The 16,065-nt window shown below is 41.5% G+C and carries 18 protein-coding genes and 5 tRNA genes; 1 reads left to right on the forward strand and 22 read right to left on the reverse strand.

Annotated features, from left to right (window positions below; all coding sequences use genetic code 11):
* The 20 genes from GD002_RS10160 to acpS form a co-directional block, all read right to left on the reverse strand.
* Positions 1 to 74, reverse strand: a tRNA-Gly gene (locus GD002_RS10160).
* Between the two features lie 26 nt (positions 75 to 100).
* Positions 101 to 187: transfer RNA gene (locus GD002_RS10165), tRNA-Leu, on the reverse strand.
* A gap of 66 nt (positions 188 to 253) precedes the next feature.
* Positions 254 to 329: transfer RNA gene (locus tag GD002_RS10170), tRNA-Lys, on the reverse strand.
* A gap of 74 nt (positions 330 to 403) precedes the next feature.
* Positions 404 to 478: transfer RNA gene (locus tag GD002_RS10175), tRNA-Gln, on the reverse strand.
* Positions 479 to 530: 52 nt separating this feature from the next.
* Positions 531 to 602 (reverse strand) — tRNA-Glu (locus GD002_RS10180).
* A gap of 565 nt (positions 603 to 1,167) precedes the next feature.
* On the reverse strand, positions 1,168 to 1,620 hold the full coding sequence (locus GD002_RS10185) for a SprT family protein (RefSeq protein WP_153732260.1): 453 nt from the start codon (positions 1,618 to 1,620) through the stop codon (positions 1,168 to 1,170).
* Between the two features lie 14 nt (positions 1,621 to 1,634).
* The gene (locus GD002_RS10190; protein WP_153732350.1) at positions 1,635 to 3,776 is read right to left on the reverse strand and encodes a Tex family protein; all 2,142 of its coding nucleotides are present in this window, start codon (positions 3,774 to 3,776) and stop codon (positions 1,635 to 1,637) included.
* A 125-nt stretch (positions 3,777 to 3,901) separates the two neighbouring features.
* On the reverse strand, positions 3,902 to 4,498 hold the full coding sequence (locus GD002_RS10195; RefSeq protein WP_153732261.1) for a PP2C family serine/threonine-protein phosphatase: 597 nt from the start codon (positions 4,496 to 4,498) through the stop codon (positions 3,902 to 3,904).
* Positions 4,498 to 5,283 carry an RNA polymerase sigma factor SigB gene (gene sigB / locus GD002_RS10200; protein WP_153732262.1) on the reverse strand — a complete coding sequence of 262 codons (786 nt, stop codon included), beginning with the start codon at positions 5,281 to 5,283 and terminating at the stop codon, positions 4,498 to 4,500. The genes GD002_RS10195 and sigB overlap by 1 nt, the downstream gene beginning before the upstream one ends.
* Positions 5,258 to 5,731 carry an anti-sigma B factor RsbW gene (rsbW, locus tag GD002_RS10205; protein WP_153732263.1) on the reverse strand — a complete coding sequence of 158 codons (474 nt, stop codon included), beginning with the start codon at positions 5,729 to 5,731 and terminating at the stop codon, positions 5,258 to 5,260. The genes sigB and rsbW overlap by 26 nt, the downstream gene beginning before the upstream one ends.
* Positions 5,718 to 6,059, reverse strand: a complete 342-nt coding sequence (locus GD002_RS10210) for an STAS domain-containing protein (RefSeq protein ID WP_153732264.1) — start codon at positions 6,057 to 6,059, stop codon at positions 5,718 to 5,720. The genes rsbW and GD002_RS10210 overlap by 14 nt, the downstream gene beginning before the upstream one ends.
* A gap of 103 nt (positions 6,060 to 6,162) precedes the next feature.
* Entirely contained in the window at positions 6,163 to 7,167 is a 1,005-nt protein-coding gene (locus GD002_RS10215; protein WP_194841551.1) for a PP2C family protein-serine/threonine phosphatase, read from the reverse strand.
* 13 nt (positions 7,168 to 7,180) lie between these two features.
* Positions 7,181 to 7,582, reverse strand: a complete 402-nt coding sequence (locus GD002_RS10220; RefSeq protein WP_153732265.1) for an anti-sigma regulatory factor — start codon at positions 7,580 to 7,582, stop codon at positions 7,181 to 7,183.
* Between the two features lie 2 nt (positions 7,583 to 7,584).
* Positions 7,585 to 7,947 carry an STAS domain-containing protein gene (locus GD002_RS10225; protein WP_153732266.1) on the reverse strand — a complete coding sequence of 121 codons (363 nt, stop codon included), beginning with the start codon at positions 7,945 to 7,947 and terminating at the stop codon, positions 7,585 to 7,587.
* 4 nt (positions 7,948 to 7,951) lie between these two features.
* Positions 7,952 to 8,776 carry an RsbT co-antagonist protein RsbRA gene (locus tag GD002_RS10230; protein ID WP_153732352.1) on the reverse strand — a complete coding sequence of 275 codons (825 nt, stop codon included), beginning with the start codon at positions 8,774 to 8,776 and terminating at the stop codon, positions 7,952 to 7,954.
* Positions 8,777 to 9,036: 260 nt separating this feature from the next.
* The gene (locus GD002_RS10235) at positions 9,037 to 9,387 is read right to left on the reverse strand and encodes a type II toxin-antitoxin system PemK/MazF family toxin (RefSeq protein WP_114924880.1); all 351 of its coding nucleotides are present in this window, start codon (positions 9,385 to 9,387) and stop codon (positions 9,037 to 9,039) included.
* Positions 9,388 to 9,391: 4 nt separating this feature from the next.
* A complete protein-coding gene (locus GD002_RS10240) occupies positions 9,392 to 9,697 on the reverse strand; it encodes a transcriptional regulator (protein WP_153732267.1) in 306 nt (101 codons plus the stop codon).
* A gap of 188 nt (positions 9,698 to 9,885) precedes the next feature.
* Entirely contained in the window at positions 9,886 to 11,001 is a 1,116-nt protein-coding gene (gene alr / locus GD002_RS10245) for an alanine racemase (protein WP_153732268.1), read from the reverse strand.
* Positions 11,002 to 11,126: 125 nt separating this feature from the next.
* Positions 11,127 to 12,149, reverse strand: coding sequence for a LolA family protein (locus GD002_RS10250; protein ID WP_153732269.1), 1,023 nt, complete (start codon positions 12,147 to 12,149; stop codon positions 11,127 to 11,129).
* A gap of 94 nt (positions 12,150 to 12,243) precedes the next feature.
* Positions 12,244 to 12,600: a holo-ACP synthase gene (gene acpS, locus GD002_RS10255; protein WP_153732270.1), complete on the reverse strand. Its 357-nt coding sequence runs from the start codon at positions 12,598 to 12,600 to the stop codon at positions 12,244 to 12,246.
* Between the two features lie 68 nt (positions 12,601 to 12,668).
* Here acpS and GD002_RS10260 point away from each other — a divergent pair, with 68 nt between their 5' ends.
* Positions 12,669 to 13,277 (forward strand): rhomboid family intramembrane serine protease, encoded by a 609-nt coding sequence (locus GD002_RS10260; RefSeq protein ID WP_153732271.1) that lies wholly within the window; start codon positions 12,669 to 12,671, stop codon positions 13,275 to 13,277.
* A 218-nt stretch (positions 13,278 to 13,495) separates the two neighbouring features.
* On the opposite strand, the gene GD002_RS10265 is transcribed toward GD002_RS10260, so the two are convergent.
* Together GD002_RS10265 and GD002_RS10270 are read right to left on the reverse strand one after the other, a co-directional pair.
* The gene (locus GD002_RS10265; RefSeq protein ID WP_194841552.1) at positions 13,496 to 15,007 is read right to left on the reverse strand and encodes a PH domain-containing protein; all 1,512 of its coding nucleotides are present in this window, start codon (positions 15,005 to 15,007) and stop codon (positions 13,496 to 13,498) included.
* On the reverse strand, positions 15,000 to 15,479 hold the full coding sequence (locus GD002_RS10270) for a PH domain-containing protein (protein WP_153732273.1): 480 nt from the start codon (positions 15,477 to 15,479) through the stop codon (positions 15,000 to 15,002). Before GD002_RS10270 ends, GD002_RS10265 begins: the two co-directional genes overlap by 8 nt.
* Positions 15,480 to 16,065: the final 586 nt, after the last annotated feature.

Raw genomic sequence — 16,065 nt, forward strand, 5'->3', positions numbered from 1 at the left:
TGGAGCGGGTGAAGGGAATCGAACCCTCATCATCAGCTTGGAAGGCTGAGGTTTTACCACTAAACTACACCCGCGTATGAATTGTAATGAATAGAATGTTTGGTGCGGTAAAGAGGACTTGAACCTCCACGGGTTATTCACCCACTAGGCCCTCAACCTAGCGCGTCTGCCATTCCGCCACTACCGCTTTATTTTAGCGACAAACTCTATTATACACGACCTAGATAATAAGTCAACAATTTTTTTAAAAAAGTGGTGAGCCGTACAGGATTCGAACCTGTGACCCTCTGATTAAAAGTCAGATGCTCTACCAACTGAGCTAACGGCTCGTTTTAAAGAAAAACGATAACTTCGAAATAACTTTCACTTCTTCACAACATACCTATAGTTAACTTAATAAAAATGGCTGGGGTAGCTGGATTCGAACCAACGAATGACGGAGTCAAAGTCCGTTGCCTTACCGCTTGGCTATACCCCAATAATGATAAACCGCTATCAGATCTTTAGGCATTCGTTTCATTTTACTAAAGTGACCCCTACGGGATTCGAACCCGTGTTACCGCCGTGAAAGGGCGGTGTCTTAACCGCTTGACCAAGGGGCCTTAGTTTTATTGTTCGGTCAACCGGAGAGCGTTTTACGCGCTTGTCTCAGTCGACTTTTTCTATTATAGACAGGGTCGTGCCATTCGTCAACCTTTTTCCTCAATCTTTTTTAAAAAACTTTCTCATTCATTTAGAATCCTTGATTTATAAGGCTTTCTCCTTTATCTGTCTTTTATAAATGTAGCATATATATTTTGATTCTCTCCTAAAATTTGATTGTGAATTATGGCGTGAAGACTTGTTTTCAAACTTACACTTTTATAATGTACCCATCAAATAATCTACTATGCACCTTTATTTTGATAATTGATAAATAATAATTCATATTAAAAAAGGCTATCTGTGTAAAGGCATTAGTTAATGACTTTGTACAGATAGCCTCTTCGGTATTACATGTTGCTTTCTACTTCGGACATTCCTGAATTTCATCATATACTTATAAAGCTCATTTGCAACTTCATACACGATGTTTCAAGAAGGTAGCAAACTACTGACGAAAAACAGTGGATTCTTGCCACTTGTTTTCTATTCAGCGTCTGATGAACCAACTCTCTTTCACTACACCTATTCCACTTTAATAATCTCGCCTTCACATTTCCCACAACGGTATTTACTACAATCCATTTTTCTTCTCCTCTGATATTCACAACCACAAGCCATGCAGCGATAAATGTGTAGAATTCTACTATTCGTTTTACGTTCTGCAAGAGGCTTACAATGACGGGGAGAATTCGTTGAGCCTAATAATTGCTTGAAATCAACATCTCCATGTTTATACCCTCTCCCCTCCAGATGAAGGTGATAATGACACAATTCATGTTTGATGATCCCTACTAATTCCTCTTCATCATAAAGATCTACAACCCGAGGATTTATTTCAATGAAATGATTAGATAGCTTGTACCGTCCGCCTGTTGTACGTAATCTTTTATTGAAGATCGCCTGATGTGCAAAGGGTTTATGAAAAATGTCGAGTGAAATACGTTCAACTAGTTGTTGTAATTGTTCGTCCGTCATGTCATTTTTCTACCTCACTTATTTACCGGCAGCATGGATAATGCAATACGTCCTTTTTGGCGGTCTACGGAATCAATCCACACTGTGACAATATCTCCGGAAGCTACTACATCTAAAGGATGTTTGACAAATCCTTTTTTCATTTTAGAAATATGAACTAGTCCATCTTCGGAAACTCCGATATCGATGAAAGCACCAAAATCCACGACATTTCGGACAGTTCCTTGCATTTCCATACCTTCATGTAAATCTTTTATATCAAGGACATCTGCTTTTAATAAAGGTTGAGGATAATCATCACGCGGGTCCCTGTTTGGTCGCTGTAGCGTTTGGATGATGTCCTGGAGTGTGATTTTTCCAACACCCAGCTGACTTGCCAGTTGTGCAACATCAACTTGTTCTAGGGCAGTTGTTGCCTCGCTTGTTCCTAATTGAGATTTATCTAAATCTAATTCTCGTAATACTGATTCTGCGATTGCATAGCTTTCTGGGTGGATTCCTGTTGAATCGAAAGGTTCTTTTGATTCGGGTATGCGTAGAAAGCCGATTGCTTGCTCATACGTTTTCGCACCTAGTCTAGGTACTTTCTTTAAGTCTGTCCGTTTATTGAACTTCCCTGCTTCTTCTCTTGCTTTAACGATATTTTCAGCCACCGTTTTCGAAAGACCAGACACATACTGCAAAAGTGAGGAGGAAGCGGTGTTCACGTTCACGCCTACTCTATTGACTGCCGTTTCTACAACGAAAGACAGCGACTCTGACAAGTTCTTTTTTGCAACATCGTGCTGGTATTGACCTACGCCGATAGAACCCGGATCAATCTTGACAAGCTCCGATAGAGGATCTTGTAGTCGTCGTGCAATCGAAACCGCACTGCGTTGTTCTACCTGTAAGTCAGGAAACTCTTCTCTAGCTTGTGGCGATGCCGAGTAGACACTTGCCCCAGCCTCGTTCACGATGACATAAGAAACTGGACTTTCAGCTTCTTTAATAATATCAACTATAAACTTCTCGGTTTCACGTGAAGCCGTTCCGTTACCAATTGCAATAATCGAGATCGGATACTTCTTCAATAAATCTAATATGACTTTTTTGGAGGCTTCCTTTTGCGGCTTTGGTGGATGCGGGTAGATAACCGAGATATCATGCAGCTTCCCCGTTTCGTCGACAACAGCAAGTTTACAACCTGTTCGGAAGGCAGGGTCTACCCCGAGAACTGTTCTACCTTTTAATGGTGGTTGCAGCAGCAAGCTTCTAAGATTTTCAGAAAACACATGAATGGCTTGTGCTTCTGCTTTTTCGGTCAAAGTCGTTCGTACTTCCCTTTCAATAGAAGGAGCAATTAATCGTTTAAATGAATCTTCCAAAGCCTCTTTTATATAGAATGCAGATGATGAACTGGTTTGTTTGAGATACGTCCGCTCTAGATCACCAATGATCCGATCAACGGGAAATCCTACGCCCACGCGCAGTACATCTTCTTTTTCACCACGGTTGATAGCAAGCACTCTGTGAGGAACGATTTTATTCAGCGGTTCCTCATAGTCATAATAATTTTCAAAGACATTCCGCTCGTCTTCGGCTCCCTTTTTCAAGCTGGCTGTCAATCTTCCAGACGACCACGCTATTTTCCGAATCCGCTCTCGCATAGTAGCATCTTCTGACACTCTTTCCGCAATGATAAATTTAGCACCTTCTAAAGCCTCTTCTATTGTATGAACTTCCTTTTCGGGGTTTAGAAAGGCTTCGGCCGCTTTCTCAATAGCTGCAGATTGCTGTTGCATCATTTGATCAGCTAGTGGTTCTAAGCCACTTTCAATTGCAATCATTGCCTTTGTTCTGCGTTTTTGTTTATATGGACGATAGAGATCTTCAATTCGCTGCAACACAGTAGCCCGTTCAATTTCCGCTTTTAATTGATCATCTAGCTTTCCTTGCTCCTCAATTAGACGAAGTACTTCCTCTTTTCGTTGTTCTAGTGCTTTGACGTAGTGATAGGAATCTTCAATATCCTTAATCTGCACTTCATCTAATGAGCCTGTTGCTTCTTTCCGGTAACGTGCAATAAAAGGTACTGTATTACCCTCTTCCAATAATGCGATGACACTAGCAGTTTGGCGTTTACCAACTCCTGCTCGGCTAGCAGTTGCTTCCATAATATCAATCGTCAATTCAACCACCCTTTCTTCTTTCCATATAATAGCATAGGATGAAATCAGATTCCTGCCTAAACTATTTGCTGTCTGTTGTCTGTCACTGAATACAAAAAACCCGCTTCAACTTAATGAAGCAGGCTCGCTGCGATAAATGTTGCATCATCATTATCATCAATAGTATCTTCAATTTTCTTATACAATTGATAAGGAGTGGAATTTTCCTGTAAATATTTTTTAGGACTACGTAAACTCACACCATCTGAATGCAAGAAAAACCGATCATTTTTATTGTATGGGTAGCGTTGTGTACGAAGTGATTGTGGACGTCCCGATAAGTATCCCATGACAGGTAACGGATAAATCATCTGACCATTTGATTGTAGGATATATAGACGGATATTGCCGACACAACTATATTCCAAAGTTTGCTGTGCATAGTAAACTTTTACAATACCGACCGCTGCTCCACGCTTATGAAACATTTGTTTATTACAACGCAGTAACAAATCGTCAGGTGATTCATGATGATATTCTTTCAATACATCTGGGATCACTTCAGCAGATTCTTTCGCGATCGATCCACTGCCTAACCCATCGGCAATTGCACATATGAAATAATCTTCCTCTGAATGAATGTAGTAAGCATCCCCAGAATCCTTATTTCCTTTTTTCGACTGTTGATATATATACGCCTCTACATACCCATTCCCAAAAGTTTCCACTACTTCGCACCACCACTTGTTAGTATTACTTCCTGCAGTTTCTTAATCGCCTTTCTCTGTAGCCTAGACACATGCATTTGAGAAATGTTTAGCAGTTCTCCAGCCTCTTTCTGACTCATTTGGTCAATATATGTATACTGGATAATTTGGCGTTCACGTTCACTCAATACATTTAGTGCATTTAATACAAGCATTCGCTGGTCTGTCTTTTCAAATCCATCATCTACTTCGCCGATGATATCAAGCAATGTAATCGTTCCACCCTCGGCATCTGCGTCTAGCGTATGGTCAATGGATAACGCTTGGTAGCTCCTGCCCATTTCCATAGCTTCCAGCACAAGTTCCTCATCAGTTTCGAGATACTCAGCTATTTCATAAACCATAGGAGAGCGCTGAAATTCTGTTGTCAATGTTTCAACGGCTGCTTTGATTTTCGGTCCTAGTTCTTTGATCCGACGAGGCACATGTACTGCCCACGTCTTGTCTCGAAGGAAACGTTTGATTTCCCCAATGATCGTAGGCACAGCAAATGCTTCAAAGCTTCTTCCTTGTTCGGAATCATAGCGACGGATCGCACCTAACAAACCAAGCATTCCTGCCTGCACGATATCTTCGTGATGGGACTGACCTCTGGAGTATTTCCGTGCGATCGAGTGGACCAATCGTTCATAATGAAGAACTAGCTGTGTCTGGGCATAATCGTCATTAGTTTCCTGATATTGCTGAATCCATTGAAGTACTTGTTCTTTCGTCTCATTGTCACGAGAAGACTGTTGGTTTGACATGTCCTTCTCCCCGCTCTCTGCCCAGATATTTGGTCATGAAGACGATAACACCCTCCCCATGATCGACTTTCACTTCATCCATTAGGGTTTCCATTAAATAAAGACCTAATCCGCCTTCTCTCAAGGGAGAATCTTCATTCCAGTCCTGATAGGGGCCAATTTTCTTCTTCGTTTCTTCAAAATCGAAGCTCTTGCCATGATCTGTCACGACAATTTCCAATCGATCTTCATATAGGGCACAACCTAAAATCACTTCACCCACTTTCTCGTCATGATAGGCGTGCTGCACTGCATTTGTTACAGCCTCACTTGCAGCAATTTTCAAATCCTCGATTTCGTCATATGTAAATCCTAGACGACTGGCCAAACCTGAAATGGCTAGTCGAGCTACTCCGACATATTGCGGCTTTGCAGGAACTTTCACCTCAATGTAATCAAACGCTTGCATGATCTTCGCCACCTTCTATCTCTTTGATCTGCATAATTTCACTCAATCCGGTAATTTCAAATAAACGATAGAGGCGCTGATTTAGCCCTTTAATCACCATTTTTCCATTGTGTGCTTTTACCTCTTTATAAAAGCCAACGAAAACACCCAGACCTGTACTATCCATGTAATTCACTTCGGATAGGTCCAACTCGACTTCCATTCCTTCTGCTTGCTCTAAATTTGTTAGATGTTCTTTTAGCTTCGGCGCTGTATATATATCTATTTCTCCAATTATCTTAAAATTATGAACTAGATCCTTGTCTACTTGCTCAACTTGTAAATTCATTTCGCCACCCCGATTTGGTTTGTCTATTTTTTCAATCCATGTGCATACTCTTTCATTTACTGCACACTATTGTTTTATACCCACTTTCAGAACATCTAAACCTTTACTTTGTTTTTTTTAGAATAACCAGCGTAAAATCATCCCGCAGCTGGTAATCTTGCATTCTAGAAAGTTCGTTAAATAAATAGTCAACCATCACCTGCGCACTTTCTGATTTCACATGATGCAGTAAATCCTCAATAACATCCATTTCGATAAAGCCTTTTTCCGTTCTAGTTTCACTTACACCATCTGTCATAATGGCGATATAATCATCTTTTTCGAGCTTGACTGTACGTTCCTCATAATTTGCACCTTCTTGTACACCTAGTAGAAGCCCTTTGCTTTCCAATTGCGTAAAGGACTTTTCTGCAGCGCGATAAAACAAGGCAGGTTCATGGCCCGCAGAAGAATATCGGAATGTAGCGGTGTCTGTATCATATTTCCCATAGAACATGGAAATGAACATCGAATCGGATATGCTTTTTTCGATCATATTATTGATGAAACTAAGAACATGGGAAGGACTTCTTTTTTCATAGCGCAGACTATCCATACCGAATTTCACCATGGACATATGCATAGCAGCAGACATTCCTTTTCCGATAATATCGGCCACTGCTAAACATACTTCGTTTGAAGTCTCATTTAAAAAGTATACATAGTCACCATTCATTCGTTTAGCAGGTCTGGAAATCCAGCCGATGTCCAAACCGTTTACCTCAGGAGTCGCTGTCTGCAGTAGCGTATTCTGCACCTTCACCGCAACATCCATTTCCATTTGAATGGCTTCTTGTTTGCGGATCAAACTTTGGTGTTCTTTCAAGGCTAGCCCATAATGAATCATCATCTCGATTAGGAAATCAAAAGAAACGCTGACTTCAGAGGGCAAGTCTTTAATGAGTTCTTCAATTGAGGTTTTATGAATACTGATCACGTCTTCAGGCGCAATCTTTTTCTCTATAAAACTACGGCTAAATTGCTGGCCCAAATAGAGATCTTCCTCTCCTTGGGAACGCAAATAATTATCCAGCATTTGTTTATACTGTAAACCCGCCTCCTGTGGCACTGTCTCTCATCTCCTAATGCAACCATTTTGTCGCTGTAATGGTAGTACCGACGCCCACTTCTGTTTCTATTCGAAAGTCATCCATTAAACGTTTGACGCCAGGCATACCTGCACCTAACCCACCTGAAGTGGTATAGCCGTCTTCCATTACTTTCTGTAAATCGGCAATACCTGGACCTTCATCCGATGCAATGATGAGTAAGCCTGTTCGCTGGCCTACTGTGATTGGTTCAATTTCGATCTTGCCTTTTCCAGCATAAAGATAAATATTTCTCGCCAACTCGCTGATGGCGGTCGTAATTCTCGCTTGGTCTACCGTTCCAAAACCCGTGCTTTTTGCTTCATTACGGCCAAGCTGTCTTGCGGCAACAATATCCCATTCCGTATTGATCTCTATAGAAGACCTGTGATCCATGGTCAGGCCTCCAATTCTCTAGTCAATTTCTCTAGTCCGTTTTCTAGATCTAACGCAGTCGTTACATTTTCTAAACGTATACCAAGTTCAATTAGTGTGATAGCCACTGATGGCTGTATACCTGTGATGACTACTTTAGCCCCCATCAGACTTGTCATGTGAATCACATCACCGAGTACTTTTGCGATAAAGGAGTCAATGAAGTCGATAGGTGTCAAGTCGATCACCACACCGCGGGCAGATGTCTTATGCAGCTGATCCAATAAATCTTCCTGGAATTGGAGAGCCGTCTGATCATCTAGCTCCACTTGAATGGATACGATCAATGTGTCTTTTAACTTTAGAATCGGGATTCGCATCTTCATACTACTATTCCTCCTCCACTATGGTTCGTCCTGTCATCTGCAGCGCCTTTTGCATCCCTCGTCTCAATGTGCTAGTCGTTGAAAAGTCTGTTAAGTTAATACCCAATGTTACAATCGTCTGTGCAATTTCAGGACGAATGCCAACCAACATGCATTTCGCACCAACCAGACGCACCGCATCTGCGGCTTGAATGATATGATGAGCTACCATCGTATCCACGACCGGAACTCCGGTAATGTCAAGCAACACGACCTCCGCACGTTGCTTCACGACGCCTTCTAACAAATTCTCCATAATTAGTTTGGCTCGCTCCGTATCGATCGTACCGACTAAGGGCATAACGGATATCTTATCAAATACGGGAATCAGTGAAGCTGACAATTCCTGCAGTGCAATTTTTTGCAAGCTATCGGTACGTTCCCATTTCGTCGAGTATTCTTCAATAATGCTTTCACGCAACGGATTAATCCAGTTGGCAAAAATACTCACACCTTTTCGCAAATTGCCATCGTTCAAAATGCCATTTTCATAAAACAACTCATAGACAACCGAAGAAAATGTATCAATCGCACGGTTAATAAATTTTATGGACCAACCAAAATGAATGATCTTCTCTGTGAACTCATCCAATCTTTCTTTATCAACTTTCTCTTGATCAGATAAATTAGAGGTCATTAACTCTGTGAATTCCCTACTTGTCGTCTCTACAATACTAGCGGGCATTAAGTCGAGAAATCGTTCACTGGAGTTACCCTTCATTTGCTCTACCCAGCGTTTGGTGATGGTATCTATATTGTCGGAAATGCTTTTTCTCATTACTTCGTTCATCGCCATTTGTTCCTCCCTACATCTTCAATTATATCTATTGTAACGAAAATTTAAGTAAACTACATGTATTTTGCGGTTTTTTATAAAAATAATGTACAAACATTCATTCTTATAGCCTGTCCAGATGTATAGTCCCACGACTTGCTAATACTCACATTTCAATAAATAAAAAACACTATAACCTAATGGCTATAGTGTTTTCTAATGAGCAGCCATTGTGTACTGCCTGTCTGTGAAAAACTGTAGTTAGAATATGTATGCTAAAATTTAATAAGTCCGAAGCTTACTTGCAATGCTTCATCAACTTGTTTCATTAACGTATCGTCTAAGTGTGTAATTTTGTCTGTGAGCCTTGACTTGTCGATCGTGCGGACTTGTTCGAGCAGGATGACTGAATCCCGCTCGAATCCATGCCGTGCCGCTGTAATTTCGACATGTGTCGGCAATTTTGCTTTTTGTATTTGCGCAGTAATGGCTGCCACAATTACTGTGGGGCTAAACCGATTCCCAATATCATTTTGTATGATAAGAACCGGTCGAGTCCCTCCCTGTTCAGAACCGACTACAGGTGACAAATCTGCAAAAAAGACGTCTCCACGTTTAATTGCCAACTTTTCATCCTCCGCTGACGCAACGTTCCACGGTATGCTGAGCTTCAAATTCCGCATATAAACATTCTGCCGCTATGTTTAGGTTGATCTGCGACATTTCAACATACCCTCTGATCATGGCCTCCCGTAATAAGGAAGCTTCACCATATTCCATATGTCTCTCTGTTGTCACATAAACGAAATCGCCTTGCACCCGCTCCCGCTGAAAGATTGCGTCTTCATTTTGCTGCTGCAATCTTCTTGAGGCTATACTAATTATTTCTTTTTCGTTTTTATCCGTACGCAACTTGAGCACCTCCGACAAACCCATCCCTTATTTCTATATCAAGTCTATCTTACCATTGAAATTCTATTATGAACAGACATGGTTTGAACTCTTATGACAAGAAATACAAGTTTATTCGTTAGTTTGTCGAAATAATGGTCGTTACATCGAATGTTTTTCAATAGTACATGCTAGCATTATCACACTGTACGTCGCTCCCTGTACATTGTATTTCACTTGTATACTCTAGGAATCCGCTCAGAAAATGTCACGGATATTTCGTAAGGGATGGTGCCTAGCCGTTCCGCCCATTCTTCTATCGTGATCTCCTCATCTCCCTGCTTGCCGATCAATACGACTTTTTCACCTTCCGGATAATCGCACGGTAACTTGATCATGCATTGATCCATGCATATTGTACCTACAATTGGAACGCGATTTCCACCTACTAATACTTCTTGCCCTATTAAAGAACGTTTCAAACCATCTGCATAGCCAATTGGCAATGTTCCAATCCATTCCTCTTCAGACGTTTCATACGTTCCACCATAGCTAATTCTTTCACCCGCAGGAAGTTTTTTCACGTAAGCCAATTCGGTTTCAATCATCATCGCTTTCTCAAGTTCAAAGGGTAACTTTTTCGCAACCACTGCGGAAGGTGCGATACCGTACAAGCTCACCCCTAAACGAACAGCATCCAATGCATACTCTGGATAAAGTAATGTTGCCGCACTATTAGAGGCATGAACAAGGCGCGGCTTTTCAGGAAAACAGGCAACCATTTGCATAAATTGTTGAAATTGCGCTCTAGTTGGCTCTACATTCTCTTCATCCGCACGCGAAAAATGAGTAAACACTCCATCAATCGACAAATTATCGGACTGATCAAGCAACCCCAATAAATGAGACAGTTCAGATTCAGTCCGTACCCCAATTCTACCCATTCCAGTGTCAATTTTTACATGAACTTTGCATTTTCTATCGAATCTCTTCTGAGCATTTATTTGCTCCACCCATGTAGCACTTGTGACTGTTACTGTAATTCCTTGTTCTGCCGCCACTTTTGCAAAAGAAACAGGCGAAGGTCCCATTACTAGAATATCTACTACGGGATGACTTTTTCTAAGCGCTATGGCCTCATCTGGCGTGGCCACAGCAAGCACCGATGCACCTGCATCCAACGCTGCAAATGCAGTTTGTACTGCACCGTGGCCATAGCCCTCTGCTTTTACGACAGCGATCAGTTGAGTTTCTTTGGGTAGGTGTGTGCGTACATGTTGTGCATTATGCTTAATAGCAGTTGTGTCAATTATTGCTTTCGTTGGTCGATAATCCGTCTTGTTGAACATATCGCTTCACCCCATTGGATAGACTGTATGATCCAGCACACTCTGCCACAAAAGGGCAGAGTGTAGGCCATTTATAGTAATTATCTATCTCAAAGTAGGGGCAAGTCAATTGATTAAACTACTGCTTATTTGGATTCTGTCACCGTCATAGAATTTGCAACTGTGATCAATTCCTCTTTGCTCAATGTATCCGATGCAATGAAGAATGAAATTCCATTCATTTCCCAATGAATCGATTGATCCGTTAATGCAGCAACCGCAAATCCTAAATCCACTGGATCCCCTTCTACTGATACCGGCAGTTGATTCATCGGCTTTTCTGCTGGTTCCTGAATCACCACAAATTCTTTCTCTCCACTGAATGTCATAAATACACGCTGGCCATTTTCAGTCTTCACGCTTTGTTCATCTGACAGCGTGGCCCCTTCCCAATTGACTGCCGGATAATACGTTTGATAGCCTGTTTTCTCATCGTTGTCTGTTGCTTCTTCATCGTTCTCCGTCTGATCACTATCGGCTTTCGGTTTATCCATTTCTACCGCATAATCAGCAACTTTATGCTCCACACCCAATGAAATTTTGGAGAACTTGATTGAGATTTTTTCCTCTCCTGTTTCATCGTGGATGGTCACCTTAGTTGGCAATAGTGTTTTCTTATCAATATGAATCTTTTGAGTCGGTAATAATTTTTTATGATTATTACGAGTTGCAGTTTCAAAGACGTACTCTTTTTCCTTCTCTTGCATGGTAGCCGCCTTGTCAACCTTCATATCTTCTGCTAATGTCCCAATCAAATACCCCTGGCTATTTTGCGCCGGCCAGTCACTCTGAAATTTATACGTTTTGCCCAAGGATGGTGTAATGACAAAAACACCTTCTTCATTACGGACGATCATTTGCGAGTCGTTATTCCCCGATTGCGTTACATTTACTTTGTAAAATTCTGGCTTAGTGTGCCAAACTTCCACATCATAGACCCGAGGTTCTGCACCTGTTTTAATTTCCATCGAGGCATTCAATTCGTAGCCTTTCGTTTCGTTCCATTTATTACTTAGCTTTTTCATCACATCTTCCTTAGAGGGTTTACCGCATCCCCCTAACACTAGCAAGACCGCTACGACAACTAACATTAGAAATCGTTTCCGCATTCAATTCATCCTTTCTCCAATCAATTCGGGTAGCTTATCTTATGAGAGAGATGATTTGAATATGCGAGCTTGTTTCAAAGATTTAAAGTGTAAATCAAGATTCCACTAGAATCACTTGTGCCGCCGCAACGGTTCGGGTATGCGTGATACTGACAAAACCATTGACAAGGTCCTTCTTAAAATACAATACAGGGCGGCCGTTCGATTCGGAAAGAATCTCTATATCCAGAAAACCACATTCTTTTCCAATTCCCGTTCCTCGTGCTTTGGAAAATGCTTCTTTTGCTGCAAAACGACCAGCTAAGTATTCTGTTTTCCGATGCCCACTTAATGTTCCATAGATCTGTAATTCAGTTACTGATAAAATGCGTTCACGAAATTTATTGCTACGTTGATCTAGGTGGGCAATGCGTTCCAATTCCACAACGTCTAAACCAATTCCTTGAATCAAAATGAACATCTCCTTTCCCATTGACATAAAAAATAGGTATAATCAGTACAGAAGATTGAGGTGAAACTATGTTTATACGAACGGAAAATTTTTCTCAGTATGTTCGCGCATATCCGGTCGTCACGTTTCTATTAGCACTGAATATCGGTATTTACATTTTAACGTGGCTGCCGGGTATTGGCGACAGGCTCTTTTTATTTGGAATCGGTGATAATTTCTTGATTGCTAATGGAGAGTACTGGCGCCTGGTCACCCCCATGTTTTTACATGGCGGTTTTACGCATTTACTGTTCAATATGTTCTCATTATTCGTTTTCGGACCCGAACTAGAAAAGATCGCGGGGAAGGCCCGATTTATCACGATTTATATGTTGGCAGGTTTATTCGGTGATATTGCTACGTATTTTCTACAACCACCAGAATATGCACATGTTGGGGCTAGTGGCGCGATTTTCGGTGTGTTTGGCGCTTTTGGAGCGCTTGTATATTATACGAAGCATGTCTTCCCTCAACTGAAGCAAGTAATCTTGCCAATCATCGTCATTAGTGTTGTCATGACTTTCTTCGGTACTAATATTAACGTCACCGCCCACATTGCAGGATTGATCACCGGCTTTCTCATTGGCCTTAGTTATTTTAATCCGAAACGTATCGTCAGTTGGCGGAAGAAGCGCTAGCTGAACACAAAGCCAGACAAGTTTCCTTGTCTGGCTTTGTGTATATGGATTTATTGGCGCTCTAGTCTGCCGGTAGTCATAACTTCAAGTCAGTGACTATATATATCCAGGCAAACACTTGTAAAGGACTACTGACCGCTCATAAATTTGCACATGCGATCATAAAAGTTTTTACTGTTCTAGATTCACCAACCAACTCTTTCTCACTAAGGGTACCATCAATCATTTCCTTCAGGAGAGTATTCATACCACTTCAGAAAATTTTCTGCTCGGTCTTGCGCCATATGCCGAATGGAAGAAGCGTCGACAGTCACGCCTGATTTGACATTGACCGTAAGCGTCGCCACTTGCTTCCTACGTTGAAAATAGTTCTGATTCATTTCCATTGCTTGAATACGATTTTTCTCCGTAAACACGGTATGTCGACTTATGGTTCGAAATCGAATAGTCAGCTGTTTGGATAAAATCGAATATGCCGCTGTCCGGTATTGCCACTGGCCTAAAGCCCACATCAGCGGGAGCAGTAAAAGCGTCAGCAAACCATATGGAAATAGGAAGTAAGAGATTGCCGAAATGACTACTAACGTCAGAATTAGCTTGAACCGATAATAAAAGTGCCTTCCTTGTTCATTCAGTTTTTCTGTAGGCTCATTGAAATCTAAATTGGGAAACATCTCCTGTAACGGCTCGATGACTCGATTTCGCTTAGCCAATGGAAACAGCTTAATTTGCGCACCTTCCCCAACACCGCCTGCACTATTGACAACAACCGTCGCGTAGCCGAATAACTGACGTAACGGATTCTCTACGATCGCTACATTTTGCACACGATTTAAGGGAATCGTAACGCGTTTCTTCTCGAGCAGACCTCGTGTAATGATGAGATCATCTTTTTCGAGTACCACTTTGAAATCATAATTAGCTAAGAAGGTCATAGCGACAGATAATAACCAAACGAATAGAAAGCCGAGTAATATCATGATGGTGATCACAAATACACCAAAACGGACAAAAGATTCTAACTCGCCAAACAGCCAATCAAACGGAATGAGTTCTTCTATTTGCGATAGAAATACAATTGCACCCGATAGAATGACACCAATTCCTCCTGACGTCGTTGCCAACATTAACAAATCCCCTGTTGTCATGGAAAAAATGGCCGATGCAGACCGTGCTGTTTCTTGAGCAACTTCTGGTTCTCTATAAAGCAATAACTCATCATTGTCATACCGATGAAGAAGCGGCCCTATAATTTGATCTTTTTTCGCACGCTGAATTTCCTGCTCAATTTGACGAGCCGCTTCTTTCGTAATGGCGGTCAGTTCCGCTTCCGAATCCTTTCCCGAAGAAGAACCCGCCGTCTCTACTTTTACTTTGACCAATTGAAAAGGTCGATGAAAAATACCTTCTGTATAGTCTAGACTCTGTATACGGTCAAATGGGATGTAGCGTTTTTTCCGGACGAACAGCCCCGACACAATCCGCAATTCTTGATCCTCAAACCAATAATCGAAGCGCCGCCATTTTACAATGCCTGAGACCAATATAAACACGATCAGAATGCCGAAGAAAATCAGTGACCAATACTGAATAAACCAAGGTCCAGAACGCTCACCTTTAAAGCCGTTGACGACAACTAAAATAATAAATGGTCCGATCATGTCCTTCAAGGCTTTAACCGTCTCTACTACAGCCGTAATCCAATGCAATTTATACCGTTGTTCAGACATCGTCTTTCGCCACCCTTGCAAACGTGGAGATTCGGTTACGCAATTCATCCGCTTCCTCCGTCACCAAAGCTGGAATGGAATGATTCGTTGCCGCTGTAGATATCGTAATCGACGCGAGGCCATATTTACGCAAGATCGGCCCCTCCGCTGTGTCCACATGCTGCACACGCACCATCGGAATCAACGTCCGATTCACAATGAAAAGCCCATGTTGCAACTCAATCTCAGCCTCGCGCACTTCATAACGCCATCGTTCCCATCGAATTTTCGGGAAAAGATATATAGAGAAAAATGCATATAGAACGACAATGACTGCTGCCACTATACCAATCCAAATGGGCCCTTCAAAATAGTACACAAGAAAACCAACACCGATAGCCACAGCCAAAGTAATTAATGTTTGAATAATCCCATATAGTCTCCAAACCGTAAGTCCCTTTTTGGAGATTTGATTCGCCGGTTGCTGCCTCAACATATCCACCTCTTTTTCTTAACAATTACACCTTGGCATACTTGCCTATACTAATCCAATAGAATTTCCATTATATGTACAAATCCTTCGTGTTAAAAATCGTACCCTACCTCTAGTTGCAGGAAAGGAGAGGTCAGTTGCATGAGTTCGATTTTACACAAATTCCAGAACCAATCTAAAAGCAAGCATAGTAACCAGAAGGAGGAAGGCCTTTTTAAAATATAGTTTTGTAATTCTTTCTTCCTTTTGAACACACGCAAATATACTTGCCATTAGCAAGAAAACCGCTGGAAATAACGTCAACATTATAAGCAGTAGAGAATTTCATACCCCCCTCTCTCCTCTTAATGGAATGCCCCATCTATCGCAACCTATTCTAGACGCATTCCCTTATACGGATGAATTATATCATCAGCCTGCACACTCGCTTTCCTTCCGCTATCCATCACAGTAAATCCCATTCATAATAGGCAAAGTGAGAACTTCTGTTAAGTAATCTATTATTGTATACGTTAGAAAGCAGAAAACGTTTCAATGTTCGTCTTTTAAACATAAAAATCCGGAATTGCTGAGCAATCCCGGATTT

Source organism: Sporosarcina obsidiansis (assembly GCF_009651005.1).
GTDB lineage: Bacteria > Bacillota > Bacilli > Bacillales_A > Planococcaceae > Sporosarcina > Sporosarcina obsidiansis.

What these genes read in the sequence shown, in the direction of transcription:
- GD002_RS10185 (WP_153732260.1), bottom strand. Translation starts at nt 1,620, where the DNA reads ATGACGGACGAACAATTACAACAACTAGTTGAACGTATTTCACTCGAC.
- GD002_RS10190 (WP_153732350.1), bottom strand. Translation starts at nt 3,776, where the DNA reads ATGGAAGCAACTGCTAGCCGAGCAGGAGTTGGTAAACGCCAAACTGCT.
- sigB (WP_153732262.1), bottom strand. Translation starts at nt 5,283, where the DNA reads ATGTCAAACCAACAGTCTTCTCGTGACAATGAGACGAAAGAACAAGTA.
- rsbW (WP_153732263.1), bottom strand. Translation starts at nt 5,731, where the DNA reads ATGCAAGCGTTTGATTACATTGAGGTGAAAGTTCCTGCAAAGCCGCAA.
- GD002_RS10210 (WP_153732264.1), bottom strand. Translation starts at nt 6,059, where the DNA reads ATGAATTTACAAGTTGAGCAAGTAGACAAGGATCTAGTTCATAATTTT.
- GD002_RS10220 (WP_153732265.1), bottom strand. Translation starts at nt 7,582, where the DNA reads ATGGATCACAGGTCTTCTATAGAGATCAATACGGAATGGGATATTGTT.
- GD002_RS10225 (WP_153732266.1), bottom strand. Translation starts at nt 7,947, where the DNA reads ATGAAGATGCGAATCCCGATTCTAAAGTTAAAAGACACATTGATCGTA.
- GD002_RS10230 (WP_153732352.1), bottom strand. Translation starts at nt 8,776, where the DNA reads ATGAACGAAGTAATGAGAAAAAGCATTTCCGACAATATAGATACCATC.
- GD002_RS10240 (WP_153732267.1), bottom strand. Translation starts at nt 9,697, where the DNA reads ATGGGTTTGTCGGAGGTGCTCAAGTTGCGTACGGATAAAAACGAAAAA.
- alr (WP_153732268.1), bottom strand. Translation starts at nt 11,001, where the DNA reads ATGTTCAACAAGACGGATTATCGACCAACGAAAGCAATAATTGACACA.
- GD002_RS10250 (WP_153732269.1), bottom strand. Translation starts at nt 12,149, where the DNA reads ATGCGGAAACGATTTCTAATGTTAGTTGTCGTAGCGGTCTTGCTAGTG.
- GD002_RS10260 (WP_153732271.1), top strand. Translation starts at nt 12,669, where the DNA reads ATGTTTATACGAACGGAAAATTTTTCTCAGTATGTTCGCGCATATCCG.
- GD002_RS10265 (WP_194841552.1), bottom strand. Translation starts at nt 15,007, where the DNA reads ATGTCTGAACAACGGTATAAATTGCATTGGATTACGGCTGTAGTAGAG.